Source organism: Sulfurovum sp. TSL1, from assembly GCF_019972135.1.
In the GTDB taxonomy this organism is placed as follows: Bacteria; Campylobacterota; Campylobacteria; order Campylobacterales; family Sulfurovaceae; genus Sulfurovum.
This window is the reverse complement of the sequence record NZ_BPFI01000001.1, coordinates 139,081-165,879: the sequence shown is the minus strand read 5'-3', so window position 1 is coordinate 165,879 and position 26,799 is coordinate 139,081. Positions and strand designations below refer to the sequence as shown.

The window sequence follows — 26,799 nt, the reverse complement described above, 5'->3', positions numbered from 1 at the left end:
TCCTACCTATTTTCCAAGCTCAGCTTTAACTTCTTTAGCGATCTTGATGAATTTTTCAAGTTCGTGAGAGTGCTGGTCTCTTAATGTAGCCATTGCATCTTCATGCCCTGACAAACCACAGATCGCGATCGTATAACAATCTGTCTCTGCTCTTACAATTTTTAATGCGACATTCGCATAGTGACAGTGTACACCAATGAAAATTGCTGCTTTGATGTTATTATGCCAAATTGTTAAGTTCGGGTGATTTGGGTTGATCTCAACTTCAGCATCAATTTTTGGATACTTTGGTCTGTAATCATACATTGGAATCATTTTAGCGTTAAGAACCTCTGCCATCTCTTTGATAAGAGTAGCTTTCTTCTTAGCTTCTTCATTCCAACCATATAATACTTGTGGACCAGGGAAAATAGTTGCATTTTCACTTGTCAACATCACTCTTGCAATTTCTCTCATTGCAATTTCTTCATCAACCACATCTTCCAACAAAAGTGCTTTTCCTTCTGGTGGTGTGATTACACCTTCATACGTAGCCGCAGGATACGGTGAATAATACGCAGGACCTTGGTTTGCCATAACTTCTCCTAATTAAAAATTTAAATTAAATCTAGAATCTAGACCTATTCTTCGTGACCAGCCATTTCCATCGTAATACAATTACGATCTAGCATATCAGAACAAACGTACACACAAAGTGCACACCCTTTACATCTATTTTCATCTACCCAAGATGTGTTTCTGTCTTTATCGAACATAAGCGTATTCGCTTCTGGACAATATAGTGTACACGTGTTACATTTATATTCAGCACATTTGTCTGCATCGACTTTTGCTACATAATACATTTTAACTCCTTTACTCCATGATGTTTAAACATATATCTATGCATTAGAATGATTACATTCAATCATCATAACCAATAGATTGCAAATGGAACTTCAAATAAACTTTACACAAAAAAACCTTAATATTATATATTAGTAATATTTATATACAGGTCATATTTATGATAAATTCTTTATCAACTTCATTCATATGTTTTCAAATGGGAGTTTACTGTAAAAACCTTTGACTTATCTTATAATTTATAGAAAATATAAGCAATATAATATGTAATTATTTATTATTATCACATTATTGGATTATATTTATGGATCTATTTCTCTATAAGGAGATTTTCCCTATTACATTATATAGGGTGAAAATATACTCTATATCTCTATCTATTCTTTCTTTATTTTATGACCTATGGTCTTTGATATCTTTAGTAGGGAAAAGCGGTTCTATGATAAACGTTATACAATTGGTTCATAAGTGATATCAATGTCAAATTGTGAAATAGTAACAATATACTGTTAAATTTATATTTTAATACAAGTTTGTTTTTAATAAAGAGTATATTTTAAAAAAATCATCTATAATGGCTAAGGTTTTAGAAGGTGGTTTTGAAAACCTTCTTTGTTCAAATATATTTGGATTTAGTCTTCTCACCATAAAGCATGGGTGGGGTGTAAACCCAGTAAACAGAATTTTTTACGAAATAATTTAGTGAATCATAGGAGTTTTTAGTGGAAAAAATTATATTGCTTATTCCAGGTATACCGCTTGTTATAGCATTTATACTCATTTTTGTTAGCAAAAAGGAACACATTCCAAAAGTGAGTATTATGTTGTCAAGCATGATCGCATTGTTAGGGCTTTATGGGACCTATCATGTGATCACTACCGATGAACCCATACATGGACTTGGCGGTTTATTTGTTTTCAATGAACTCTCTGCCATACTCGTGCCTTATGTAGCGATCTTAGGTCTTGTGATCCGTAAATATGCTACAAAATATATGTGGGATGAACCGGGATACAAAAGGTTTTTTATCCTTTTGAATTTTATCTTCTCTGCCATCTATATGCTGGTCATGAGTAATAACCTTGTGATCCTTGCGCTTGCCTGGCAGCTTATGAGTATCAGTCTGTACCTCTTGGTATCCTTTAATGTTGCATCAAAAAGTGCGGTAAAAAACGGTAGTTGGACCATGCTGATCCATAAAGCGGCCGATCTGCTCTTTATACTTGCCGTGATATTGACCTATCAGACGTTCGGCAGTGTAGATTTGGGACAACTGAGTCAAACATGGCTGGAGATGTCTAAAAACCCTGTGGAGAATCCCACGATTTTTGTGATCGGGTTACTTTTCTTAGTGGCTGCCATGATGAAATCTGCGATCGTGCCCTTTCATATCTGGCTGCCTTATACCTCTGAAGCTCCTACCCCTGTGTCGGCTTTAATGCATGCGGGTGTGGTCAATGTTGGAGGTATTTTGCTCAATAAATTGGCTTTCTTGCTTCTACTGACACCGGCCGTATTGAATATTGCATTTGTGATAGGACTCTTTACTGCTATTTTTGCATCAGTGTTAATGCTGGTAGTACCGGACATCAAACGTTCACTTGGTTACTCCACAGCGGGACAAATGGGATATATGATCATGGAGGTCGGTCTTGGTGCATTCAGTCTGGCTATCTATCACCTTATGGTACACGGTATCTTTAAGGCAACACTCTTTTTGGAGTCAGGCGGACTGATACGTTATGCAAGACATGATCCTAACATTCCACAACGTCTTTCTTACAAGTTGTTCTGGGAAGAAAAAACAGAGCATAAAAGTAACAAAACGTTCAATCTTATTGCACTCTTTACCATCCTGCCGCTTCTAATATTCATCGGAGTGAAAATGGTGCTTAGTGAAGAGTTCTTTGAGTTTAACGCAGCGATCGTGATCTTGGCATTTGGTTGGCTGACAGGTACCCAGCTCTTCTTGTCCTTCTTTAAGGTTTCAAGGTCCGACTCGATCAAAGTGATCTTGGCACTTGTGAGTTCTTTTATCATTATCCTGTTTACTTACGAGTTTATCGGATTGGCATTGGAACATTTTATCTATGGTGAGCATGCTCTGCTTTTCTATGGTGCGGCAACACTCAATGTCACCATCATCATGTCAATGGTTGCATTGGCTGCTATTATGATCATAGGGTGGCTGTTTATGTATAAGCAACACTTCGTACATATACAAAAAAGTGAGAGGCCAAAAAGATCAAGATGGTTATTTTATAAACTCTTGGCAAAAGAGGCCTACGTCTCTGACTTCTTTATCAAATACATTAAAATTTTCAAGAAGGGTTGAGTATGTTAATGAACATTATTTTATTCTTATTAGCTGCAGGCGTACCTTATTATCTCGTTTTAGAGAGGTCTCAAAAACTGAACAGCGAAAAGATCTTTTTGATCAGCGGTTTTTTACTGCTTTGTGCCATTGTGATCGCTTCATTCGTAGAGGCTCAATACTCTGGTCTGTTGGTGATCCTTGCATTGCTGAGTGCGATATTTTCTATCTATAAGGCAACAAAAACAACCAATTTTTATAAGTTTGGTTACTATTTACTCTTTATCAATGCACCGTTTTTCATGTTGTTTATACGGGAGCAAGGTGTACTTTACAGTCTCTCCCTATTGATCACGCTTGCAGGTGTATACTCCATAGCAAAACACTATGACAAGTACTATGGAAGTGCCAATTATCATGGTATCAGCGGTACAACCTTGGCCACGCCGTATGTAGGTGCTTTTTTAACCGTCTATTTGATCACCCTGGCACTCTATCCACCATTTCCCAATGCACTCTTTTTACTGAGCAATATGATCAAAGAGGAAACGACACTGCTATGGTATATCGTGGTTGTGGTAGTATTTTTTGGTAACTTCTTGGTGGCTATGAGAGTGATGCCAAAGACTGTATTTGGCACACCGAATACCAATCTGCATTATGTGGATCTGACATCAAAAGAGAAGATCATGCATTTTATGATTATAATCGCACTACTTGGTTTAAGTATCATTGGATTTAAAGGGGCTATCGCATGAGTATATTAGAAAAACTGAATGCCGTTAAAAATACTGTTCCGCACTATTGGCCTATCGGTTCATTCATTCATCATAATCCATTGAAAGGATTTGAACATCTTAACTTCAAAGAGGGACTCGATAAAGCCCAAAGTATTTTTGGCGGTAGAGTCTATATGGAGTCATCATACTATCTGAAACTCTATGAGGAAGGGAAGATCGATCCTGACATTCTGAGATCCAATCTGGAAAAAATTCTCGAGATCGACGGCCTGGCAGAATATTACGATCTGGCTGAAAAATGTCTCCTGGAAGTCAACCCGAAATGGAACAGTTTCAGAAGCCCTGCATCGATCACAGAACACAAGATCGATGAAGAACTTTTGGCATATCTGGATGAAAAATTCTTCTATCATAACAAAGAGAAATGGCGCAGAAAACTTACAAAGCACATGACGCTATATGAGATCAATGACATCCTTTTTGACAGGGATGATAAAGAGTTGATAGAAAAAGAAGTGATCGAATACGTCTCACGTTTCTTAGATGAAGAGCAGACGACACTCACGATGTCCAATAGAGATCTCGGTATGTTTGAAACGTTTAAACTCTATGAGAACCTTGACTATGCCAATGATTCTGAGACCTTTGTGAAAGAGGCGCTTGAAAAGCTGCAGGTTGCAGAGGAAGATATAGAAAGAAACCTTCTTAAGCACATTCTTAAACTTCATGGTTGGGCAGGATTTATCAAATATCGTTCCGAAGATCCTAACTATTATTCGCAACAGCAGTACCCTTCATCCTTAATGGATTATTTGGCGATCAGGTTCTACTATGAACTGAAGTATCTGAAGAACAGAAAGATCAGTAACTATCAAGAACTAGCGAATTATATTCAGGACAACAGTGCTTATGTTCTACTCAAAATACTTAAGTATAAAGGGAGCTTACCCGGAAAATTCATCGATGCGATGGAAGATCAGCAGAACTATGATGAGATCCTGGAAAGCTATACACAATACGTACTTCAACTGGATGCAAAACAAGTACATCTTGCGAGTGATCATCTTGGCAACACAGATATACCGCTTACGGAACTTGCGAAGATCATGGAGACACTGAGAGAAGAAGAAGGATATGTCTGGCTGAAATCACTTGAAGACAGTTATATCCGCTGTTATGTCGATGAGTTCACCACTGTACCACAGGAAGAAAATGAAAAAGCGGTAGCGTCTGCTACATTCTGTTTGGATGTAAGATCTGAAGTGATTCGAAGACAGATCGAAAGTTCTGGTCCATACGAAACCTATGGTGCCGGCGGCTTTTTGGGTCTTCCGATCGCATTTGTAGAGTTTGATAAATCGCATGAACTCTTTTTATCTCCGGCGATCGTAAAAGCGGGAAATATAGTATTTGAAATTCCAAAAGAGCTTTATGAAGATTACAGTTCCAAAAAAGGGATGAACAAAACGACCAAAAAAGTACTCAGTGATCTCAAGAACAACCCATATACACCCTATATTATGGTTGAGGCGATCGGATGGATCTTCGGTATCAACCTTTTTGGAAAAACGTTTTCACCGAGAAGAACACAGAAGCTTTTTTCAAAGCTCAAACCTCAAAAACCAAAAACGACCTATACACTGGATAAGCTTTCACCCGAAGAGATAGAGATGTATGTCAATAAACTTCATACACACATCATCAGTGAAGTCTTGTCGGGCAACGGCCCAAAAGAGTATTCAACAGAAGAGATCCAGGCGATCAGAGATCACCTTGTTTTAGGTAAGGAATTAAAGACAGCGTTGTCCGATGAACTCGTAGAAAAACTCAAAAATGAGTACAAGATCACAGAAGAGGACTATACCTTCCAAAAACACAAGCTCTCCATGGTCGGGTTCACACTTGAAGAGAAAGTGCACTATCTTCATAACTACCTGACAATGATAGGTCAAGTGGATGATTTTCCTCAATTTGTCACGATCATCGGGCACGGAAGTATCTCTGACAACAATCCATTTGAATCAGCACTGGATTGTGGTGCATGCGGAGGGAACATCTCTCTTCCAAACACAAGAGCACTTTGTATGATAGCCAATACCAAAGAGGTACGTGAAGCACTGAAAGAAAAAGGCATTGTCATTCCTGACAGTACAAAATTCATACCAGGGATGCACATCACTACCACGGATGAGATCAAATACTATGATACAGATATCCTCACAGCGGAAGAGATGCCCAAATTTTTCCAGATCATGCATGACTTTAACAAAGCATCACAAATGTCCAGAGAAGAAAGAATAAAGGCGCTTCCGTATACACATACACAAGAAGATGTGATGATCAAATCGATGGACTGGTCCGAGCCTAGACCTGAATGGGGACTGGCAGGTAATATGGGGGCCTTTGCAGGACCTCGAAGTACAACCAAACATGTCAATTTACACAATAGGTTCTTTATGCACTCTTATGACTGGCGTGTAGATAATGACAATGCCGATATCCTCACGCGTATCTTTGACGGGCCGCTCATCGTAGGTGAATGGATCAATATGGAGCACTATTTTTCTACGGTAGATAATGCCATTTATGGTGCTGGTTCTAAGGTCTATCACAATGTGGTGGCAAAAGTCGGTGTTTATAATGGTAATTACAGTGATCTAAAGATCGGTCTTCCTACACAATCAGTCCAGTTGGAAGGTGAAGCCTATCATGAACCGGTAAGACTGCTGACATTTATGGAAGCACCTTTGGAAAAAGTAGGAAAAGCTGTCGAAAACTCTATAGCCAAAGAGTTTATTTTAAATGAGTGGATACGTCCGGTGATCATTGATAAAGAGGCTAAGAAAGTCTACTCCTATGAGTCAGGTGATTTTAAAGTCATCAAAGAGCTTTCATAGCTCTCTTTTTATGGCATCTTAAGTTTTAAATGATATAAACCTCTTATAAATAGTATAAAAAAAGGAAATAGTATGTATACCCTAGAGATTGAAAAAGAGTGTAGCTGCTTTAAAAAGAGCGGGTTTGAAAAAACTATGACATTCGAATCAAGAGAAGATATGTATAACAAAGCACGTGTTTTGGAGTGCCTTATGAATCAGCAGTTTTGTATGACACACTTTTTTGAAGCCGTAGATTATGGTGACAAAATAGTCATTCATAGCAGTGTGAGACCTGATGATGAGGACGATGATGATATTGAAGATGCGAATACGCTGGTAAATAAAAGTGGTGTTACCATTGGGTTTGACGCTAGTAAATCCGCTCCAAAAGGCGATGGAGGTAATTAAGCCCCATCCCTCAATAAACCCTTATGCTTTCAATCAAGGCTAGATCATGAATCTGCCTTGAACGTACCTTAAAACCGATTTTACATCATTGAGATCACCATATATAACGATCTCCAAATTCCATCTTGCCCATACAAAATCATCCCATACTTGAACACATCATCTAAAGTATCTTGAAAATCAAGCAACATTTCTAATGAATATTACTTTTAGGAGTAATTTTATCTTATTTAAAGTTTTACTAACTATACTCCCGTAAATAAATGACCAAAAGGAAAAAAGTTTATGTATACAGTACAAATGGAACACGAATGTGGATGTTTTAAAAGAAGTGAATATGCAAGTGAAAAAACATTTGATAATCAGCAAGATGCATACAATTATTCAAATATCGTAGCAGAATTCATGAATGAGGATTTTTGTACAAAACACCTGTTCTTTGCACAAAAGACTGCTGATAACATGTTTGTAATCAGAGTATCTGAGAACCCTAATGCAGGCGGATCATGCGGAACAAGCAGTGCAGGAAGCTGCAGCACTGAGAGTGGCGGTTCATGCGGCTGTTCATAGCCGCTTCGCTTATTTGAAGGTATATCTATGCAGAAGCAGCACTCTTCATCACCGGGTAGAGGTCTCTCCTCTTCACCCTCTTTTATTTTTCTTCAATACTGATATCTGAAGCTATAATGTACATCGGTGCATTATGCACATGTAACATAGCAGTACCGCTTCCTAATGCAAAACCATAGAGATCATGTTCTTTGACTATGCTAATGCCACTCCCCATATCCATAAAAGCAAGTACGCTGTTTTGCAGTATTTTTGATTCTTTAATATCTTTAAACTCTATACTGATCGTATGAAGATCTTCACCATCATCATCCTGTACTACAAGAGTAACGACTTTTGAGGTATCTGATAGTGTTTGAATTGAGCGGATCTGAGCATCTTTAAAGTGATTATATTTCTCTAACAAGCTATTTATCTGTTCCATTTTTTGCCTTTATCTAAATGTGACATCTTAGCGAAAGAAGACTTACTTATACCCTTTGATAGAAGTTTGTAGGGTATCAAGTTGTTTGGGTTGATGACATGTACCAGTAGAATGGCAGCAGATATTCAGCTATAAACAAACGATATAATTTTTAATAAAGAATAATATGCTATGCTATATTTTAGAACTATTAAGAAAGGATTAAAGATGAGTAAATTAGATTTAACACTGACCGGAGAAGTATGGCCTGAGCTCAATAAGATGAACAAAGAGTTGATAGATGTTAATGATACATTGATGAATCCATCACATAGAGATAGCTCAAAACTAATGGAGTCCGATTTAGAGATCTGGCGCGAAATTTTTAAAGAAGACCAAGTAAAAATACACGGTTGCAGGTGTGGTTGCAGATAATACATGATAGGCTCAAGTTAAAAACTTGAGCCTTATCTTCACAATGGAATGAATGTTATTGCTGTACAGAGGGATCGAATATTGCAATTTGCTCCAGGGCCTGATCAAAGTACTCTGGTGTCAATTCAAAGGCATTGATCCCCAGATCGGCGATCCCAAAAAGCTTATCTGTATCTTTGGGTGAAACGAGGGCAAATATGGTCTGTTCGGATTTCATGTCCTTGATCTGTTTTAAAAGGCCTACACCCTCAGGTTCAACACTAAGATCACTAAGTACAATATCATAGTGGTTTGCATCGATAAGTCTTAATGCCTCTTCCTTTCCTAAAACTTTATCGACCCGGTTAAACAATGATTCGAACATTTTAGTCTCTGTATCGAACATCGATCTCTCATCCTGGATGAAAAGCAAATCCCATTTTTTATCTCTACTCATTCTTTTCCTTTAATTCAAAATATATCATGTATGAAGAGAGTGATCTAAATCTTTTTCCTCGTGTTGAGAAACTGTTTAGCGAACTGCTCTCCTTTTTTCTTGAACGCATCAGCGATATCAGCTACATATACTTCATCAGCCGTCACTGAGAAAAGTTCCAGCCATCTCGTAAATGTTTCTCTTTTTAAATGAGGCATCTTGACATGTGCACCCACAAAATTGCCATAATACGTGTTTTCTCCCAGTATTTTAGCCAGCCAGAAATCTGCTAAAAGATCTATGTGTTCAAACCAATCCTCACTGCTTAGATCCTCACCGATCTCATCTATAAAAAAAGGGGCCAACACTTCATCTTCTAACGCTTTCTCATAAAATATCGTCATTAAGATCCTAAGGTTAGCTCTGTTAATACTGCTTTGAAGTTCTATGCTTGATCCTTGTATACAAACCGTCTGTAAACACTCACGCTAATAAGATGTTTTTTTGAAATGGAATTATAGCAGGATTTATCAAAAACCGGAACACTTCTCTCCTCTCTATCTGCTGTATCCAATAGATAGCATCACACCCCCTTCGAAGTAACCTATAGGTTTTTTGGGTATAATAGTAAACGATAAATTATCTAGAGCAGTTAGGAACAGTATGCCAGTAACGATTAAAAAGCCCAAAACACTCAAAGCTTACTTGAAAACAGAGTTCGATACACCTAAGTTCTGCCTTGTTTCAATCATCAATGATAAGTATGTTTCATGGGAATTTTGTATGACAATGCTCAAAGAAGTGTTTCATAAAGATCAGGAAGAAGCAGAAGCTATTGCCCATGAGATCGTAACCAATGGTGAAGGGTTTTGTGGCGGGTATATGTTTGAAATAGCGCAAACCAAAGCAGAAATGATCGAAGAAAAAGCGAAAAAAGAAGGTTTTGATCTAGTATGCTTGATTGAAGAAGTGTAATCTTAATCTATCGTATCTCACATTTTTATATCCTCATTTAGACTTTAAATATTGAAACATATTGCTATCTTTCAGTAACTATAAACTTTTGTAGCTATAATCTTTTTTATAAACCAAGTGTATGGAGATAAAATGCTAATTCAACAACAAGATGTACAACAAGTGGCAAATGCCATGATGAATATGCTGCATGAAGATGAGATGGAAGTGATCAATGCCTTTTATGATGCGGTGAAAGCCAAAGATGTAGAAAAAGTGGATGAACTTTTCCCTGGATTTTTAACGGAAATTGAAACCCACTTTAAAACAGAAGAAGATATGATGGAGCAAAGTGCCTACTCTGATATGCAGATGCACAAAAGCGATCATGATCTCATAAGAAAAAAATTGGAAAAGTTTCATAAACGATGGGAAGTACTGAAAGGGCCAAAAGAGCTACAAGGTTTTTTGGAAAAAGATTTTAAGAAGTGGTACACGCAGCATATCTCAAAATGGGATGCACAAACTGCTCCGAACGTTGGTTAATTAGAACTATTAGTATCAAAATATAAAATTTTCTGTTGTAAATGGTACAATGAACAAGTTCTTAGAAAGCAAAAGGTAGAAAATGTATACACACAATCTTACGCTTATCTACGGTACCGCCTGGAAAAAAGAGCGTACTAAAGAACTTGTGATCCAAGCAATAAAAGCAGGATTCAAGGGTATTGATACGGCCTGTCAGCCCAAGCATTATAATGAAGCAGGTGTGGGAGAAGCTCTTGCTGCGATGGCACAAGAGGGTTTTAGGCGTGAAGATATTTTTTTACAGACCAAATTTACCCCACTTGCAGGACAGGACCCTCTCAACGTCCCTTATGCTAAAAAGGCCGATCTAAGTACTCAAGTTGCAGAATCCTTTGAGGTCTCAAAGGAAAACCTTCAGACGGATTATATCGACTCACTGCTTCTGCACTCTCCGCTCTCTTCTTTTAAAGACCTTGAAACAGTATGGAGAGCGATGGAAGAGATAGCTCAAAGAGGCGAAGTAAAACAGCTTGGTATTTCAAACATCTATGACCTTCATACTCTGCAAGATCTTTATAAAATGGCTAAGATAAAACCCTCAGTGGTTCAAAACAGGTTTTATGCAGGCAGCGGTTATGATAAAGAGATACGTCACTTTTGCAAAACACACAATATCATCTACCAAAGTTTCTGGACGCTCACGGCAAATCCTCATATACTTCAAAGTACAGAGCTTGTTGAGCTAAGTAAAAAATATAACAAAAATGTCATTCAACTATTTTTTGCCTATCTTCATCAAACCGGTATCACACCTTTGACAGGGACAACAAACATAGAACATATGCAAAGTGATTTAGAGAGTTTTGATATAGTTTTGGACGATAGTGAAATATTAAATCTTCACTCGCTTTTTGAATAAATTTTATGGTGTAAAGGCTTGATAATATATAAAAAAGAAATTGTATGATTAAGAACCATTTGCACAAGTTTTACAAAGCCTTGCTCTAGACATAATAAGAAGACGTTCTAAATCAATCTCTTTCCCACATAGATGACACAAAAATGAAATATTATTTTTCATCTCTTCTTTGAAGAAAAGGATTTTTCTTTTTTTCATATAAACACGTTTTAGTTTTCTTTGATTGAGTTCATCTTCACTAGCGTTCTCGAAAGATATTATGTCACTTAGAGTATTTTCTGGTGCAACAACATAAGTCGTCAATTCCAATTCTTCTATTTGGGCATTGGCTATATTAAGCTCTTTTTCGAGTTGATCTTTTAACATACCACGTTCTTTTTCATATATTAACTAACCTTATTATTATAATAATAATATTTTATACTTTTTTAGCTCAAAAAAAGCTTTCTTTGCTTCTCAATATATTTAATATGTATATTACAATAGGTTAAATGGAATGTTCTAAAAAGAGTATATTAAAGATGTGTGAGGGTTGTAAAATGTCAATATATATAAAACATAACATAGAGAAACATAGCCAAGCCTAGATAGTAATCAAGACTTACCTACGATCATAAAATGTTATCTAGTTAGAATCTCATCCAGTTCATCTGCATAAATGATCTCTTTTTTAAGAAGTATTTTAGAGAGTTTTTCTATCGTACTCCAATGCTTATTGACTAGATCAACCACTCTCTGTTCACCTTCAGCCATCCAGCGTTCAAGTGCTGAGTCTATTTTCTCATGATAGTGTTCTGTATCTTTATTGGAAACAGATTTTTGTTGTGCATCCATCACACCATTGATATTGATATACCCGACCTCTTTATCCATTCCATAATGTGCAATAGCCACGTAGGCATCACGCGTGGCCTGCTGTAGGTCATTTGAAGCACCAGAATCCATACCTTCTACATCCCCGAACTGTTTGATCTGAGCTGCTCTTCCCGCCAGTGATACACAGATTTTGTCTTTAAAATCTTTGACAGTCATGTTCTCTTGCACATCACTGTAATTATGTGAAATGAAATGCTCATTATTGTCTTTAGGCGTAATGCTTACATGCTCTATATGAATATGAGGCATTAAGACCTTAGAGATGACCGCACGTCCCGCTTCATAGATCGCTGTCTCTTCAAACATCTGTTCAAGAGAGAGGTAAGATTGTCTCTCACCGTATTTGATCGTATTGATCTGATCAATGAGAATATCCTGAGTGATCGCAGGCAAACCATGACGTAGACAGTAGTATGAAGCTTCTTTCCCCAGCATTTCAAGTTGAGAACCTGTAAATCCTGTGGTATACATCAGCAGTTTTTTCATGTCAAATGTGCCGATTGTAGGCTTTTCATTGATCACTTTCTCCAGAAAGTACTGTCTTGCATCTTTATCAAGATTATTGATCTCTATATGGATCTCTACCCTTCCCGGTCTGATAATGGCCGGATCGATATTTTCTTTGTAGTTGGTTGCAGCGATCACAAAGATATCTTCACCTTTTCTCCCTGCAAAACCATCCATCTCTGATAAGAGTTTATTAATAGGTACTTCTCGACCATTTTCTCCATCACGTCTTCCGAGGGTATCGATTTCGTCAATGAAGATGATCGCAGGTGCATACGCTTTTGCCCTGGTAAAGATCGATTTGGTCTTTTCAGGTTGGAGCAGTTCAAGTCCAGTAGTTGAGATAAAAGGAAGTTCCGCCTCTTTGGCAAAGGCTTTTGCCAGCATCGTTTTTCCTGTACCCGGAGGTCCATACAATAGCATACCCTTTGGTGGTACGATCTTAAAACTTTCCAGGAGTTTTGGCTCTTTAAAAAAGTTAATGACCTCTCTCAATCTCTGCTTTGCCTTATGATGGCCCGCAATATCATTAAAAGAAACATTAGGGATATCAAAGACCAGACCATCTTCGCTAAAGTCTTTGATCCTTACTACTTGTGAAAATTTACAAGCGTTGACCTTATAGGTAATGATGCCATGCTTCTCCATGATGCTATCATTGACATCAAGGGTCGTATTTTTTCTGAACATTTCCCTTACGAGTGTTTCATTTTCAATCAGTGGGAGTACCCGTTCCTTTAAAAATGCTACAGACTCTTTGGAGAGAGATACTTTGATCTGCTTGAAATACATGATCGGCTTATCTGAGTCTTGCATGAATTGTGTGATCCTGTTAAAAAAGAAGGTACTCACTTTCTCTTTAAGTCGTCTTGCATCCAGTTCCGGAGCAAAATTAAGCATCTGAATTTTCAAAAAGTTGTCAAAGTTGTTACCTACAACAAACTCGATCTTATACTGGTCATAGAACTCATCTTTATAGCCTAAAAACACCCTTTTGGATATTTTTTCAAAGGCATCATACTCCAGCTTATTGAAGAGGACAATATGTGCTTTGGAGAATCTGGAAACAAGCTCTGGTACGATAGCCTCCTGGATACCGCCGCTTCTACTTTCTCTTTTCTTCTCTCTCTTGATCGCTTCAAGGATCATAGATTCAGCTTGTACATAATCTTTCTCAACCAGATCTTGAAACCTGTAGTCTTGGTAAAGCTCTTTACCTACACTCGTTGTAATAATAAAAATCGCCTCTGTAAAATCCACTAGGTAGTTTGCATTTTCATCGTTATAGATGATATCAGGATCTTCATTACACGGCTCATCGGTGATCTTGTCCCAACCACATGCATCACGCATCTTACCACCTTCAAAGATGGAGAAAAGGTTGTTCTGGATGACATTGTCACACTTTTCAAATGAATCAAGTACGATAACCGCCTTGGGGTTTCTATGTACAAAACCAGTCAGTTGACCGACACCATACCCTTTCCATCCGGCAGGATATCCATACAGCTCTCCACCGTTTTGCTGATGGTACTGTGTCATGTCGAACTTCATGATCTTATACTTAGGTATATGTTCTGCCATCAGTTCTGCAAGGTAGGTCTTACCGGTAGCCGGAGGTCCTAAAAAAAGATAGGTGGCCTTAGGTCCTTTTTGATCCTTGACTGTGGTTTTCATACTGTTGGCCACCACATTGATCGCTTGATCTTGTCCAAAAAGTTCTTTAGAGAGTTCTTCTTTGAATTGTTTTACAAATTCTATATTGTTCTGCGCCTCTATAAGTGCTTCATCATCCCACTCACCTTTATCTAGTTTCTTGTATTTTTCAATATTTGCTTTGACTAATGCTTCTGTTTCTGTCATCTTTTTACTCTTATTTGTTTAGATCTATTTGATCTCTATGATAAATTAAGTGAATTGTAGCTTTTCTATCTTAATTATGGATATCAGGTCACTGGCGTGAAAACTAGCCGTTTCCCTTTGCTTTGGAGATACGTGCTAACATTGCATCCAGGCTTCCTGTTGAGCGTACTTCTACGACTGCTGTGACCACTGCATGCAATGCAACATATCTGAGATAGCTTGCAAGGTCTTCACAACCGCTCTCTTTCATATTCTCTTCTATTTTTGTTTTTTGTATCTCTGTGACCTTAAATCCAAGTTCTACAGATGCTTTCCCGGTTGATGAACCTGCAGGTGTCAGCGTAAATGCCTGTGTTTTGAGTGCGACCACTTTTAGATACGCAGTAATATCATCAAAACCATTTTCTGATGCTCTGAACGCTATCGTCTCTTGTTGTTCTTCTGTTACATGAAAGTGTATATCGATCGTTGTATCCATTACTCTGTGTATTCCTTTGGGACTTTTCTAGGCCATCATATTGTAAATTCACTTAAAACCCTATTTCAAACATCAAAGGCATGCTACGAGCTTTAATATTTAAGATATAAAAGCTACAATGCATCCAAATAATTCATGCAAAAAAAGATGAAAAACGATAAAGGTAACAACCATAATGAATACAGATGCATTAACACAATTACAAGATGAAAACACATCTTCAGAGATGTTAGATCAATTAAGCCAAGATGAGAATCCATTTGTCCGCGTGCGTGTCGCTGCACATATCAATACATCAGCAGAAACATTAGTGAAACTAAGTCAAGATGAGATCCCTCTGGTCAGACAGTTTGTTGCAGAACATTTGAATACACCTGCAGAGACTTTAATTGAACTAAGCCAGGATAGTGATCTTTCCTATTGGATCGCAGGAAATCCAAATACCCCCGTAGAGTTATTAAACAGACTCAGTAAACATGAAGATGAAAATGTGCGATCCTCTCTTGCAGTGAATCCAAATACCCCGTCTGAGATATTGGATCTATTAATGATAGATGAAAATGAAGATGTACGCGCAGCTGTAATGAAAAATCCAGTGATACAGGCCAAGAACGCAAAATAGCTTTTTCTCTCTTCATTAATGAGAGAGAAAACGTAAAAAATAAAATCTCTTTAACTTTACACTATTGCTACTAGGAGTGGCACTTTGATTCATAGATCTTTTCTACCTCTGCGATAAATGCATCGGTAAAGAGATCCACATACTCTTCATCTTCATCATGATAGGCTATAAACCCAAAAAAATCCTCAGGTGTGATTTCACACTCACACATTTTCTCTATGGCTTCCATAGTGTGGCCTGTGGCAAAGAGAGCAGCTATCTCTTCTCCTTGATACTCATATACTTCATGATCGATCGCTTTATAACACTTTTGCTCATGCAGCAAGGCTTCAAGTTCGTCGATCCTCTGACCTTCTGCCTCTGAGGCAGATCCATTTTTTAAAATGGTCATAATGATCTCCTGCAACTCTGCCAATATTTTTGACTGTTCACTCATCTCATCTCCTTGTTAAACTTTTCTAAACACTTTACCCATACTTTTTTTAGTAATCGTCATCCTCGTCTTCATCATTAATACCGAGGTTATCCATGAACTGTTCTGCCAAGATATCCGCTTTTCTATAAAACTTGTCAGCAATCTCAGGCACAAAGAGCCGATAGACCGTCTCATGAAAAAGTTCTAACCAACGTTCAAAGGTTTCACGGTAGAGCGGTCCTAGAAATGCATGCGGAGGAAAAGGGTGTCCCTGATACGGAGACTCGCCTGTCATCATCTGCATCCAAAAATTGTATAGGGTATTAAGGTGTTCATGCCATTTACCGTTTTTCAGATCATTCCCCAGAGATTTGATGAAGATAGGACCTAGGATATCATCTTGAAGTACGTCAGTATAAAACTCACGTACCATTCTCTCTACGGAAGGTCTGTCAACTGAATCATAAGGCATTGTCTCTCCTAATATTAATGCTGAGAGTATAGCTAAACTATACTACAAGTGTATTTACATGTATAACGATTCAGCGTTACACATTCACTGAACACTCTTTGATGAGTAAGGCCTCTAGCCACTCAACATGTGCTTTTGTCAACGCTAATTTATTGTAAATACAATCCAACTCTGTCAGGTTTACAAGATGCACGATCTCGTCTGGCAGTTTTGTAAGCTTGTTTTTCCAAAGCGTTAATTTGCTTAACTTGGTAAGTTTTCCTATCTCTTCGGGTAAAAATGTCAACTGGTTCCCTCCGAGTTCCAAGGTTCTCAAGTTTAGAAGATCTCCAATCTCTTTTGGCAGGGTTCTTAGTTGATTCTCTTGAAGAAGAAGAAGCTTTAGGTGTCTTAAAGCCCTTATCTCTCTTGGCAGGCAGCTTAATCGGTTGCCTGGAACATAAAGTTCTTCCAAGTTCACAAGTTTACCTATCTCAGACGGCAATTGAGTAAGCTGATTCCCTAAAAGGTAGAGCCTCTTTAAGTGTATCAAATTTCCTATTTCTGCAGGCAGGTCACTAAGTTGCATACCAAGAAGGTTTAGCTCTGTTAAGTTCAGTAACGCTTCTTTGCTTCTTGGTAATCCTTTAAAGTAACCACCCTTCAGATATGAATCGTGAGCTATCCATTGTAGATCAGGGACCGCATTTTCATCTGCCCATTTCCAAAGTGAGTGAACCCAGAGTTCATCCGTTTTATTCATGACTCAGCAAGGCTTACTTATGCTTTATGGAACCCGAGTATATGACCGAAAAGTTTATCTTCAGTGAGTCCCATTTTAGCTGCTGTCATCAAGTTGTTATCTTGGTAGTATTTTAGTAGTGCCTGTGGATCTTGACCGGTCATTGTAGCCTGGTAACCCAGTGCAGCGATCACCTCTTGTTCATGGACATCAATACCTTCTCTTTTAGCTAAGGCTTCAACAATAAGTGACAACTTGATACTTTGTCTTGCCTCTTCACGTACAGATTCTCTAAGCTCTTTAAATTTTTCCTTATCTTCAACATAGGATTGATGTTGCTCTTCAGTGAATCCTCTAGTCTTTTCACGGACCTTTGCATCTATTTCTGTCTCTACTATGTTGTTTGGTAAAGTAAAGTCAAATTTTTCAAGTAAAGCTTTTACCATCTTTGGCTTAAGATCACGCATATAAATTTGAGACAGCTCTTCAGCTGTGACTTGTTCTGAGAATTGTTTTTTCAGTGTCTCAACCGTGGCTGAGTTATTGTTTAATACTTTTTGTGCAAAAGCGTCATCTATCGTTACCGGTTTCTGCTCTTGGATCTCATGCAGTTTTACAACAAATTTGGCTTCTTTACCTGCCAGATCGTCTGCAGAATAATTTTCTGGGAAAGTGACGATCACATCTCTTTCTTCCCCATATTCCATACCAACAAGCTGCTCTTCAAATCCTGGTATAAACTTGTTCGACCCTACTTTGATATTGAACTTCTCAGCACTTCCGCCTTCAAAAGGTTTATCATCTATATACCCTGTAAAATCGATCACAGCAACATCACCGATTTCAATCGGCTTTGGATTTTCAAGCTTGGTAAATGGCGCTTGTTGTTGAGCGAACTCTGCAAGTTTTGCTTCTACAGCTTCAGGACTTGCTGTAGGTTTTGTGTAATTAGGTGCGATCTCATCGAAATCAATGTCATCCACATTGATCTCAGGGCTGACAGCTACTTCTACTTCAAAATAAATACTATCATCTTGTTGCTCATATTTTTTAAGTCCAGGTTGACCCAAAATCTTCTCAACCTCTAAATTTCCTTCTTTTATTCCTGCATTAATGAAGTCTTGAAATACTTGTCCCGCGGCATTTTGCTCGATATTTTCATCTGTCGACTTTTCGTCTTTGGGTGCGTTTGCTGCTTCTTCTTTAAGTTTAGCGACTTTCTCTTCGATCACGCTATTTTTAACTGAACCACTTATAATGTAGTTTATATCATCTACTTTTTCTACTGTAACTTTCACTACAATCCTTTCGGTTTTAATTGCGTAATTTTAGCATTATTGTCTAAAATTAACATGTGAAACCATTTAACTACAATTGAGACGATAGATAGCGGTTTAAATTTGATTTTACTGTTTAAGATTTTATATGAAGGTTTGGATTGATAGTATAACTAGATGATCAGAGAGATCACTTAGCTTAGCCACCCAAGAGGGTGACCAATGGGTTTGAAATGCTTACTCTTCGTGACCAGCCATTTCCATTGTAATACAATTTCTATCAAGCATGTCAGAACAAACGTATACACAAAGTGCACATCCTTTACATCTGTTTTCATCTACCCATGATGTGTTTCTATCTTTATCAAACATAAGCGTATTCGCTTCTGGACAATATAGAGTACACGTGTTACATTTATATTCAGCGCATTTATCTGCATCTACTTTTGCTACATAATACATTTATTTCCCTTCCTTATATGTCAAATCTGACTATTAGTTCAGATCCACTGATGTCTACAGAGTCTGCCATCTCAAAAGTTTTATTGATAACATCCATATTCTTTTGAAGTAACTCTTCTTTTTTCTTAAACTTTTTCTCAATAGCAGAATCCAGCATTGCTGTACCACCAGAAGAAACAAATGAAGTTCCTAAGAATCTTTCTTTTACCGCTGCTTCAATGTTCTCAGTTGATACAAGTTTTGTAAGACCAAGAAGCATACCCATCATCGCCATGTTCGTCGCAAGTTCAGTACCTGCAATTTGTAGTGCCAATGCTGTTGCATCAAATTGTACAACTGTTGCATTAAGATCTTCAAGAACTTTAATGTCATCTTCATTAAGCACATCATGATCCGTGTTGATAATGATCAAACTGTTCGGCTTTAGACCTGTATAGAAAGGCATTGTATATGATTTACCATGTGTAATAACTTGTGAGTGGTAGATCATAATAATATCAGGGTAAACAACTTCACCCACTTCATAAATCGGTTGATTAGAAGCACGTACATATGCTTCAACAGGTGCCATTCTTTTTTCAGAACCAAAGAATGGTACCAATGAAGCGAACTTACCTGCGTTATCCATAGTAGAACCAAGGATGTGAGCAGTCGTTACAACACCCTGCCCACCTAGTCCTGAAATTCTAATATTATATCGTTCTCTTTTCTGTTGCTCAGCCATATTAAACCACCTCTGCTTTTTTAGCTCTTTTAGCTGCTTTTTCTTCAGCTTCTACACGATCAATAACCGCTTTAGCTTCATCAGTCATGTACTCTTCGAATTGGAATCTTGTTTTCTCTTTCTCTTTTGCATCAGCAAATACATCTTCAGTAGGGATAGAGTACTCAATGTTACATGAAGTATATGCATGAACAAAGGTAGGACCAACTTCTCTAGCAACAAAGATCGCTCTTCTGATAACTTTTGCAGCTTTCTTGATGTTTGTTGGAGAAAGTCTTACTGTATACACACAACCAGCAGCTTGCGCCAATGCTGTTGCAGGCATTTTCTCACCTTTTTTACCGAGTGGAGCCATCTTAAGGATAGCACCTTTAGGAGACATACCAGACTCTTGTCCACCAGTGTTTCCATAAACTTCGTTGTCAAGCATGATCGTTGTGAATTTTTCACCACGGATCCATGAGTGCATAGTCATAGAGAAACCGATATCCATAGTACCACCGTCACCAGCGATAGTGATAACATCTTTGTGTTTCTCAGGGAAACGTAATCTGAAAGCACGTGTAAGACCAGAAGCCATAGCATTTTGGTCACCGTAGTTACCATAGATGAATGGAACAGCTGCTTGAGAAATAGCCAAACGACCACATCCAGCTGTACCTAATGTTACAGTCTCTTCAGGTTGTGGTAATGAAGCGAAGATCAATCTAATGAAATACGCCATCCAACAACCAGAACACATTGGGTGCTCTTCCATTAACTCTTTGAACTGTCCCATATTTCCTGGACCAGCTTCATCTTGAGTTTTTCCAAACGGACCGTAGTCAACTAACTCAACATAATCTTTTGGTAAATATTTTTTAAATCTCTCTGCCGGAGTTATATATTTTAAGCTCATTTTATCCCCTTTTTATAGTTTTAGATCGTACTCTAGACCAAGAGCAGTATGAATTTCTTTCATGATCAATTCCACTGGAAGTGTCATACCACCGTATACTCTTGGACCCTCTACAACAATTCCACCGTTTGGAATAGCTGCTTTAACTTCTTTACATAACCAACCAATAATGTTGTGTTCTGGAACGATTACAGATTTTGCATTCTTTAATGCATCTCTGATCTCTTCAGTTGGGAATGGTCTGATCGCTTTTACTTTAATGAAACCAACACTTAATCCATCTTCTTGAGCATATCTGTGCGCTTCTCTACATTGTGCTGCTGCACAACCAGAACCAAGAACAAATACATCAGCTTCAGGGTTTTGAACTTCGATTGGTCCACCAAGGTATTCATAGATATATTTCATCGCACGTTGATTTGAATCCCAGATCTCTTGTTGCCATACTGAGTGAATCAAGTAAGACATGAAGTTTGACTTTTGAACTGGAGCATCACGCTGAATTCTTGCTGGTGGAGTTTCGTTATCCATAGCTGGAACCGGCGCTGCAACTGGATCAAAGTCGTTCAGACAAATATCATCAGCTGTCATATCAACATAACCCTTAGCGTGTGTTACGAAGAAACCTTCTGTTGCAACAGCTACTGGAATATATACATCAACTTTTTCAGTGATAGCAAATGCTGCCAATGTATAGTCGAATGTATCTTGCTGGTTTTCAGCATGTAGCATTACAGCACCACAGTGCATCATGTATGCCATTTCGATGTTATCCGGTTGAATTGACAACGGTGCGTTTACAACACGAGTCAAGATACCAAGTACAGCTGGAACTCTGTGTCCAGACCATGATACGATTGCCTCTAGACCTCTAAGAAGTCCCGGTCCTGATGTTGCCGTAAATAGACGAACACCTGCTCTTGCAGCACCAGCGATCGCTGACATAGTACCAAGCTCTTCTTCAGCTCTATAGTACTCTTTAATGTGACCTTGTGCATAAATATCACCAACAAGGTGCATTACCTCTGACTGTGGTGTAATAGGATAAGCAATCGCCATATCAACGTTTGCTCTTTTAACAGCTTCCGCCATCGCCTGTGCACCTGTAATAAAGTGCTGCTCTCTTGGAGCCTCTTTTAATATATAGTTTATATCTGCTTTTTTCTTTTCTAATTGTGGTCTTTGACTTGCATCCATTGATTTTCTCCTTTATTCGACTTCAGTAACATGCTCACCTTTTTTGGTCATGATGAGACTTCTATACTCGCCATAATCAGCCGGTGATAATGTACTGTAATCTTCTTTTTCTAAAGACGGATTTTCAGGTGGTAGAGTAGTTTCCCACTCAATGCCTAATTTGTTTCTTTCTTCAATTACTATCTCTTTGAACTTTTGAATGTCTGATGCATGGAGATCTCTAATTGATGCCATTGCTTCTTCATGTCCCATATAAGCACATAATGCAGTTGTATAACAATCAGTACCTGCACGGATCATTCTAAGAGAAAGATTTGCATAGTGACAATGCACACCGACAAAAACACAAGCTTTGATTCTGTTATCCAAGATTGTTAGATTTGGGTGATTTGGATTGATTTCAGCCTTAACATCGATCTTCGGATATTTTGGTCTGTAATCTGGCATTGGAATGATTTTACAGTTTGGAATCTCAGATGCAAGATCTAAAATTGCTGCAGCTTTTTCCGCAACATCATCTTTCCAGTCCCATAAAACTTGTGGACCAGGGAAGATTGTTGGGTTGTCTCTTGTGAGTAGTGCTCTAGCAGCATCTCTCATTGCCTCTTCAGGTGTGACAACATTACCATAAAGCAAAGCTGAACCTTCTGGCGCAAGCTCTACCCCCATTGCCGGTGCTGACTGTGGCATATACCCAGCAGGACCTTCTGTTACGATTTTCGTCATAGTTGACTCCTTATATGTATGAAGTTTTGAAAAATACACTAAAGTGTATTAAAACATTTTTAAATTCCAGTGTATTTAACATTTAAAATTCATTATCAGTAGATATAAAGTTCTCAAATAGAAAGTACAACTAGGTACCTTCACATCTTTGAAAAACATGAATTTGTGTCTAATAGTATCGAATATAATTTAAATATAGAAGACAAGACCCCTATTATACGATAGACTTATGTCAAATAGTTACTAAATGTTGCAGATATCAGTCAAATAGTTACTAAATGTTGCATAAATCATAGGAAAAACTGATAAAAGTCATGTATAAAATAAAGCAAATAGTGAAATCTGCATCGTTTAATGGTTATACTCTTCTCACTTATATATAGTAAGCAATGTTATGTTTTACCATGTGGTAATAGAGGTATGATAGAAAGATTCAACTATTGTTGTTGAGCATATCCGATATATGAAGGATATGGTAGTGAATAAATCTAAATCTCTTTAGACTTATTCAATTGGATAGATCTATGCAAACAGATCACTTTTTTCTGGGTTTTTTTCTTGATATTTTTCTATATATGAACATTTAGCTACAGCTTTTTTATTTGCTTTTCTGATCTCTTCAAGTACATCTTCCAAAAGCGTCTTAGCAAGACCTTGTCCTGCCAACGCATCTGGTACCTGGGTCTCTGTCAAAAGCATGTTCCCATTTTGATCCTCATATGTAATATAGGCTACATGGTCATCTATATGGTATTCATATTTACATTCATCTTCATTGTGAATTAGTGTATTGGACATGATATCTTCCTTTTATTTTTTGTGTATTTTATCATTTTTTTTCTCTGCAATTTATTAAATAGGTTTGAACTTACATTTATATCGATGTCTTAGAGCCTAAATGAGGCAATATAAAGCCTGTTTATTGTTTATCTTATTCCTGAGGTCGGGTGTTTAATTAATAATTAAACAACTAATGCTAGAATACAAAAAAATCATTATGGGGTATTGATACGATGGCTGAAAAGAAAGAAAAGCTCTATTTAGAATTACAAATGGAAGAACTTAAAGCTGCGCATGCAGATGCAGCGAAAGATAATACTGTTCCCAAAAAAAACGATAAAGTGAACAGTAAAAATGCTGAGATCGCAAAAATGTATGAAGATGCAGCAGAGTATGAAGCAAACCTAAAAGGGTTTGAAGAAGAGTTAGAGATCGTCAATTCCAATGCACTCAAAGATATCGCTGCAGCATTGATCCAAAAGTTTCCGAACGAAGAGAGAGATTATGCACAAGAGTTAAAGGTCATAGTAGAAACTGGCTGGGCACACCTTGTAGATGTCGAAAAAACACATCCAAAAGAGCAGTTAGAGATGATTAAAGAGACAGAGTTTGCTGATATTGTAGAGAAATTAAATGCTGCATATCCTGAGTATAACGGTGATTTTGAAGCAGATATAAGAAACTTTTTGGTAAAAAGATGGGAAAATCTCATCGCCATTACACAGGAGCATATTAAACAAGAGCTTGCAGAGATCAAAACTACAGGTCTGAAACCAAAATACGTCAAAAGGGTCTATGAACAATTCCATGAAATTGTTAAATAGGCAGTAAATTTTCAGGCTAAAGATAAAACTTTTTTAGCCTAGATAAAATCTTCTTTCAAGAGAGGGTTTAACCCATCTCTACAGAGTCTATCTCACTTTTAAATTGTTCAATAGAGAAAGTAACCAGATCAGCTATCACTCTTGGTGTGTTTTGCATGTTTGAACCGGATAAACGTATCTTACGTGTTGGTCTAGTGTATTCGCTCACAACATAAGTCGCTAAAATATAAGGATCTCCTGTAACATCACAACTTTCTGCTGTTGTCGCTACATCAGGTATACAATATTCAATATCGATATCCGGGTCTACCATCACATTATTCACAAGTGCAACAATCTCTTCGAGTTTCGCTTTGGTTTCTTTTTCATTCATTTCAATTTCTTCAGGATTATTCAGAAGAGACATCACTGATTCAAGTTTCTCTTTCACTTCTTTTTCCATTACCGTTGCTTCCGGATCGTTCATCAGTGCTACAATTTCTTCCAATTTTTCTTTAATTTCTTTCATAACAATTTTCTCCTAAAATAAGTTAGCTGATCATTTTCAATGAAAAGCATGAAGATATGATAGTATCTTTTTCTTAAGGGATATCTACCAAACCCCTTATGATAATTGTATCATAATAAAACAGAAGTATGCGACAAAAAATGACAAAAATTCCTCTAAAAAAGGGGAATTATCAGCAAAACGTTTCATGAGGGGATTAAGATGAATGATGATGACGAATAAAGAAATATCTTATCTCACCATTTCATTTTTTTACCTTGCATGAAAGGGAGCTTCATCTAATCTCTACAGTGTCTATCTCACTTTTAAATTGTTCAATAGAGAAAGTAATCAGGTCAGCTATTACTTTTGGTGTATTTTGCATATTTGAACCGGATAAACGGATCTTACGTGTCGGTCTTGCATAGTCACTCACAATATATGTCACCAAGATATACGGATCTCCGGAAACATCACAAGTGTCTAATGTTGTCGCTACATCAGGTATACAATATTCAATATCGATATCCGGGTCTACCATCACATTGTTCACAAGTGCTACGATCTCTTCTAATTTTTCTTTGGTTTCTTTTTCGCTCATTTCAATTTTTTCAGGATTATTCAGAAGAGACATCACTGATTCAAGTTTCTCTTTCACTTCTTTTTCCGATACCGTTGCTTCCGGATCGTTCATCAGTGCTACAATTTCTTCCAGTTTTTCTTTAATTACTTTCATTACATTTTCTCCTAAAGTAATATTGCTGATCATTTTCAATGAAAAGCCTAAAGATCTGATAGTATGTTTTTCTTCGAGATATCTATCAAATCAACTATTTTAATTGTATCATAATAAAACAGAAGTATGCACAAAAATGATAAGAACTTCTCTAAAAAAGGTGGATTATCAGCAGAATTCTTCATGGTAATAATAATTATAACTTATAATAAAAAATAAATATATTATCTCACCATTGCATCTTTTTTACTTTGCATGAAAGGGAACTTCATCTAAAGAGAACGCTTTGAGCTTATCGAGGATCCATTGATGTTCACTGGAGTTTTCATTGAAATAGAGAAATATCCCTCCCCCATCTTCTTCATTCTGTATTAGTATGCCCTCCTCGCTTTCCAACTCCCAGGCACTCAAAGATCCATATTCCACATACGCTTTTTGTATCACATAGCTTTGCAGCGTGATCTCTTTCTCCAAAGAGTAAAAAAGAAATCTTTTTGAAGCGACATCCTCTATCTTTACTGGCGTAACAGAATGCAGATGATGTATGGTATAACCAAAGTGCTCTAAAAGTTCAGATAAAAAACCCTGAGTCCAAGTAAGTACTTGTTTCATACATTTCGTGGTTGCAGGGTCTTTATTATCTCGATCCAAATAGGAAGTATTATAGTCTTTACAGATGTTGCTGTAGTCTATACCGATACCTATTTTTTTCATATTAGGCCTCTTTTATCACGTTTACTTCATCACCAACTTCGATTCTTCCGTACTCTATTGGGGTAATAAAAAGACCACGGTTTCCTTGAATAAGTTCAGGAAGCTCGGGTGCAAAGGCATAAAGATACCGATAATCTTCACACGCCCCAGTCACTTCAAAGATCATTTCGCCTATCTCAATGATAGATCCTTTTTTCAGATGATAGAGGTCTACATCGACATAAATGTCTTCCATTAAAAGACCCCGTTCAAAAACAAGTTCTGCTTCTTCTATGATGTCATAACTCTTTTTTGAAACCAACACCATCGTATGTTCGGTTCCATTTTCATAGTCTCTGCTTCCCATGATACCATTTTCGTCACACTCTATGTCTTCAACTCTCATACGGTGACCTGAACGCATCATATCTGGCATAGTGATATATAATGATAATACTTTTCCACTTGTCATCTTTTATCCTTTTTTACATAAATCATACTAATTTTGTGTGATACTAGCATAATTTATCTGTAATCTCATAAAATCATAAGCGATTGGCATACAAAGAACATAAATTTGCAGTGTCTTTCCAAGGATGGACCCATCATAAAATCCACCCTCTTTACCG

The 26,799-nt window shown here is 37.4% G+C and carries 32 protein-coding genes; 11 read left to right on the top strand and 21 right to left on the bottom strand.

What is annotated here, in order from left to right:
- Positions 1-6 precede the first annotated feature (6 nt).
- Positions 7-576 carry a carbon monoxide dehydrogenase beta subunit family protein gene (locus tag LDM98_RS00815; protein ID WP_223897272.1) on the bottom strand — a complete coding sequence of 190 codons (570 nt, stop codon included), beginning with the start codon at positions 574-576 and terminating at the stop codon, positions 7-9.
- A gap of 992 nt (positions 577-1,568) precedes the next feature.
- Here LDM98_RS00815 and LDM98_RS00810 point away from each other — a divergent pair.
- The 5 genes from LDM98_RS00810 (at position 1,569) to LDM98_RS00790 (ending at position 7,758) form a co-directional block, all read left to right on the top strand.
- Positions 1,569-3,182, top strand: coding sequence for a proton-conducting transporter membrane subunit (locus tag LDM98_RS00810; protein ID WP_223897270.1), 1,614 nt, complete (start codon positions 1,569-1,571; stop codon positions 3,180-3,182).
- A 2-nt stretch (positions 3,183-3,184) separates the two neighbouring features.
- A complete protein-coding gene (locus LDM98_RS00805) occupies positions 3,185-3,919 on the top strand; it encodes a hypothetical protein (protein ID WP_223897268.1) in 735 nt (244 codons plus the stop codon).
- Positions 3,916-6,798, top strand: a complete 2,883-nt coding sequence (locus LDM98_RS00800; protein ID WP_223897266.1) for a DUF2309 domain-containing protein — start codon at positions 3,916-3,918, stop codon at positions 6,796-6,798. The genes LDM98_RS00805 and LDM98_RS00800 overlap by 4 nt, the downstream gene beginning before the upstream one ends.
- 72 nt (positions 6,799-6,870) lie before the next feature.
- On the top strand, positions 6,871-7,188 hold the full coding sequence (locus LDM98_RS00795) for a hypothetical protein (protein WP_223897264.1): 318 nt from the start codon (positions 6,871-6,873) through the stop codon (positions 7,186-7,188).
- A 285-nt stretch (positions 7,189-7,473) separates the two neighbouring features.
- Positions 7,474-7,758, top strand: coding sequence for a hypothetical protein (locus LDM98_RS00790; RefSeq protein ID WP_223897262.1), 285 nt, complete (start codon positions 7,474-7,476; stop codon positions 7,756-7,758).
- Positions 7,759-7,840: 82 nt separating this feature from the next.
- Here the strand turns inward: LDM98_RS00790 and LDM98_RS00785 are convergent, their stop codons facing one another.
- Complete coding sequence (locus LDM98_RS00785; RefSeq protein WP_223897261.1) at positions 7,841-8,182, bottom strand: hypothetical protein; 342 nt, start codon at positions 8,180-8,182, stop codon at positions 7,841-7,843.
- A 207-nt stretch (positions 8,183-8,389) separates the two neighbouring features.
- On the opposite strand from LDM98_RS00785, the gene LDM98_RS00780 reads away from it, so the two are divergent.
- Positions 8,390-8,596, top strand: coding sequence for a hypothetical protein (locus LDM98_RS00780; RefSeq protein ID WP_223897259.1), 207 nt, complete (start codon positions 8,390-8,392; stop codon positions 8,594-8,596).
- A 55-nt stretch (positions 8,597-8,651) separates the two neighbouring features.
- On the opposite strand, the gene LDM98_RS00775 is transcribed toward LDM98_RS00780, so the two are convergent.
- Both LDM98_RS00775 and LDM98_RS00770 read right to left on the bottom strand, forming a co-directional pair.
- Entirely contained in the window at positions 8,652-9,032 is a 381-nt protein-coding gene (locus LDM98_RS00775) for a hypothetical protein (RefSeq protein WP_223897257.1), read from the bottom strand.
- 44 nt (positions 9,033-9,076) lie between these two features.
- On the bottom strand, positions 9,077-9,415 hold the full coding sequence (locus LDM98_RS00770) for a group III truncated hemoglobin (protein ID WP_223897255.1): 339 nt from the start codon (positions 9,413-9,415) through the stop codon (positions 9,077-9,079).
- A 259-nt stretch (positions 9,416-9,674) separates the two neighbouring features.
- Between LDM98_RS00770 and LDM98_RS00765 the strand changes: the two genes are divergently transcribed.
- The 3 genes from LDM98_RS00765 to LDM98_RS00755 all read left to right on the top strand — a co-directional run bounded on the left by LDM98_RS00765 (position 9,675) and on the right by LDM98_RS00755 (position 11,412).
- Positions 9,675-9,986, top strand: a complete 312-nt coding sequence (locus LDM98_RS00765; protein ID WP_223897253.1) for an ATP-dependent Clp protease adaptor ClpS — start codon at positions 9,675-9,677, stop codon at positions 9,984-9,986.
- 132 nt (positions 9,987-10,118) lie between these two features.
- Entirely contained in the window at positions 10,119-10,511 is a 393-nt protein-coding gene (locus LDM98_RS00760; RefSeq protein WP_223897251.1) for a hemerythrin family protein, read from the top strand.
- 82 nt (positions 10,512-10,593) lie between these two features.
- Positions 10,594-11,412 (top strand): aldo/keto reductase, encoded by an 819-nt coding sequence (locus LDM98_RS00755; protein ID WP_223897249.1) that lies wholly within the window; start codon positions 10,594-10,596, stop codon positions 11,410-11,412.
- A gap of 48 nt (positions 11,413-11,460) precedes the next feature.
- Here LDM98_RS00755 and LDM98_RS00750 read toward each other — a convergent pair whose 3' ends face one another.
- The 3 genes from LDM98_RS00750 to LDM98_RS00740 all read right to left on the bottom strand — a co-directional run bounded on the left by LDM98_RS00750 (position 11,461) and on the right by LDM98_RS00740 (position 15,136).
- The gene (locus LDM98_RS00750; RefSeq protein WP_223897247.1) at positions 11,461-11,778 is read right to left on the bottom strand and encodes a TraR/DksA C4-type zinc finger protein; all 318 of its coding nucleotides are present in this window, start codon (positions 11,776-11,778) and stop codon (positions 11,461-11,463) included.
- Between the two features lie 255 nt (positions 11,779-12,033).
- Positions 12,034-14,658: an AAA family ATPase gene (locus LDM98_RS00745; RefSeq protein ID WP_223897244.1), complete on the bottom strand. Its 2,625-nt coding sequence runs from the start codon at positions 14,656-14,658 to the stop codon at positions 12,034-12,036.
- 103 nt (positions 14,659-14,761) lie between these two features.
- On the bottom strand, positions 14,762-15,136 hold the full coding sequence (locus tag LDM98_RS00740; protein WP_223897243.1) for a hypothetical protein: 375 nt from the start codon (positions 15,134-15,136) through the stop codon (positions 14,762-14,764).
- A gap of 175 nt (positions 15,137-15,311) precedes the next feature.
- On the opposite strand from LDM98_RS00740, the gene LDM98_RS00735 reads away from it, so the two are divergent.
- Positions 15,312-15,758 (top strand): hypothetical protein, encoded by a 447-nt coding sequence (locus tag LDM98_RS00735; RefSeq protein WP_223897242.1) that lies wholly within the window; start codon positions 15,312-15,314, stop codon positions 15,756-15,758.
- Positions 15,759-15,828: 70 nt separating this feature from the next.
- On the opposite strand, the gene LDM98_RS00730 is transcribed toward LDM98_RS00735, so the two are convergent.
- The 10 genes from LDM98_RS00730 to LDM98_RS00685 form a co-directional block, all read right to left on the bottom strand.
- Complete coding sequence (locus LDM98_RS00730) at positions 15,829-16,194, bottom strand: hypothetical protein (RefSeq protein ID WP_223897241.1); 366 nt, start codon at positions 16,192-16,194, stop codon at positions 15,829-15,831.
- A 46-nt stretch (positions 16,195-16,240) separates the two neighbouring features.
- Positions 16,241-16,645, bottom strand: coding sequence for a group III truncated hemoglobin (locus LDM98_RS00725; protein ID WP_223897240.1), 405 nt, complete (start codon positions 16,643-16,645; stop codon positions 16,241-16,243).
- Between the two features lie 76 nt (positions 16,646-16,721).
- A complete protein-coding gene (locus LDM98_RS00720; protein ID WP_223897239.1) occupies positions 16,722-17,387 on the bottom strand; it encodes a leucine-rich repeat domain-containing protein in 666 nt (221 codons plus the stop codon).
- 17 nt (positions 17,388-17,404) lie between these two features.
- Complete coding sequence (tig, locus tag LDM98_RS00715) at positions 17,405-18,664, bottom strand: trigger factor (protein ID WP_223897238.1); 1,260 nt, start codon at positions 18,662-18,664, stop codon at positions 17,405-17,407.
- A gap of 216 nt (positions 18,665-18,880) precedes the next feature.
- Positions 18,881-19,105 (bottom strand): 4Fe-4S dicluster domain-containing protein, encoded by a 225-nt coding sequence (locus tag LDM98_RS00710; protein ID WP_008242080.1) that lies wholly within the window; start codon positions 19,103-19,105, stop codon positions 18,881-18,883.
- Positions 19,106-19,118: 13 nt separating this feature from the next.
- Positions 19,119-19,829, bottom strand: a complete 711-nt coding sequence (locus tag LDM98_RS00705) for a 2-oxoacid:acceptor oxidoreductase family protein (protein ID WP_223897236.1) — start codon at positions 19,827-19,829, stop codon at positions 19,119-19,121.
- 1 nt (position 19,830) lies between these two features.
- Complete coding sequence (locus LDM98_RS00700) at positions 19,831-20,727, bottom strand: thiamine pyrophosphate-dependent enzyme (RefSeq protein WP_008242032.1); 897 nt, start codon at positions 20,725-20,727, stop codon at positions 19,831-19,833.
- Positions 20,728-20,739: 12 nt separating this feature from the next.
- Positions 20,740-21,924, bottom strand: coding sequence for a transketolase C-terminal domain-containing protein (locus LDM98_RS00695; protein ID WP_223897234.1), 1,185 nt, complete (start codon positions 21,922-21,924; stop codon positions 20,740-20,742).
- Between the two features lie 12 nt (positions 21,925-21,936).
- Positions 21,937-22,650, bottom strand: a complete 714-nt coding sequence (locus LDM98_RS00690; protein ID WP_223897231.1) for a carbon monoxide dehydrogenase beta subunit family protein — start codon at positions 22,648-22,650, stop codon at positions 21,937-21,939.
- Positions 22,651-23,172: 522 nt separating this feature from the next.
- On the bottom strand, positions 23,173-23,448 hold the full coding sequence (locus LDM98_RS00685; RefSeq protein WP_223897228.1) for a GNAT family N-acetyltransferase: 276 nt from the start codon (positions 23,446-23,448) through the stop codon (positions 23,173-23,175).
- Positions 23,449-23,663: 215 nt separating this feature from the next.
- Here LDM98_RS00685 and LDM98_RS00680 point away from each other — a divergent pair, with 215 nt between their 5' ends.
- The gene (locus tag LDM98_RS00680) at positions 23,664-24,254 is read left to right on the top strand and encodes a hypothetical protein (protein WP_223897227.1); all 591 of its coding nucleotides are present in this window, start codon (positions 23,664-23,666) and stop codon (positions 24,252-24,254) included.
- Between the two features lie 67 nt (positions 24,255-24,321).
- On the opposite strand, the gene LDM98_RS00675 is transcribed toward LDM98_RS00680, so the two are convergent.
- The 4 genes from LDM98_RS00675 to LDM98_RS00660 all read right to left on the bottom strand — a co-directional run bounded on the left by LDM98_RS00675 (position 24,322) and on the right by LDM98_RS00660 (position 26,642).
- Positions 24,322-24,762 (bottom strand): hypothetical protein, encoded by a 441-nt coding sequence (locus LDM98_RS00675; RefSeq protein ID WP_223897225.1) that lies wholly within the window; start codon positions 24,760-24,762, stop codon positions 24,322-24,324.
- Positions 24,763-25,036: 274 nt separating this feature from the next.
- Positions 25,037-25,477, bottom strand: a complete 441-nt coding sequence (locus LDM98_RS00670) for a hypothetical protein (protein ID WP_223897223.1) — start codon at positions 25,475-25,477, stop codon at positions 25,037-25,039.
- Between the two features lie 246 nt (positions 25,478-25,723).
- Entirely contained in the window at positions 25,724-26,191 is a 468-nt protein-coding gene (locus LDM98_RS00665; RefSeq protein WP_223897221.1) for a hypothetical protein, read from the bottom strand.
- Position 26,192: 1 nt separating this feature from the next.
- Positions 26,193-26,642, bottom strand: a complete 450-nt coding sequence (locus LDM98_RS00660) for a hypothetical protein (RefSeq protein ID WP_223897218.1) — start codon at positions 26,640-26,642, stop codon at positions 26,193-26,195.
- Positions 26,643-26,799 lie beyond the last annotated feature (157 nt).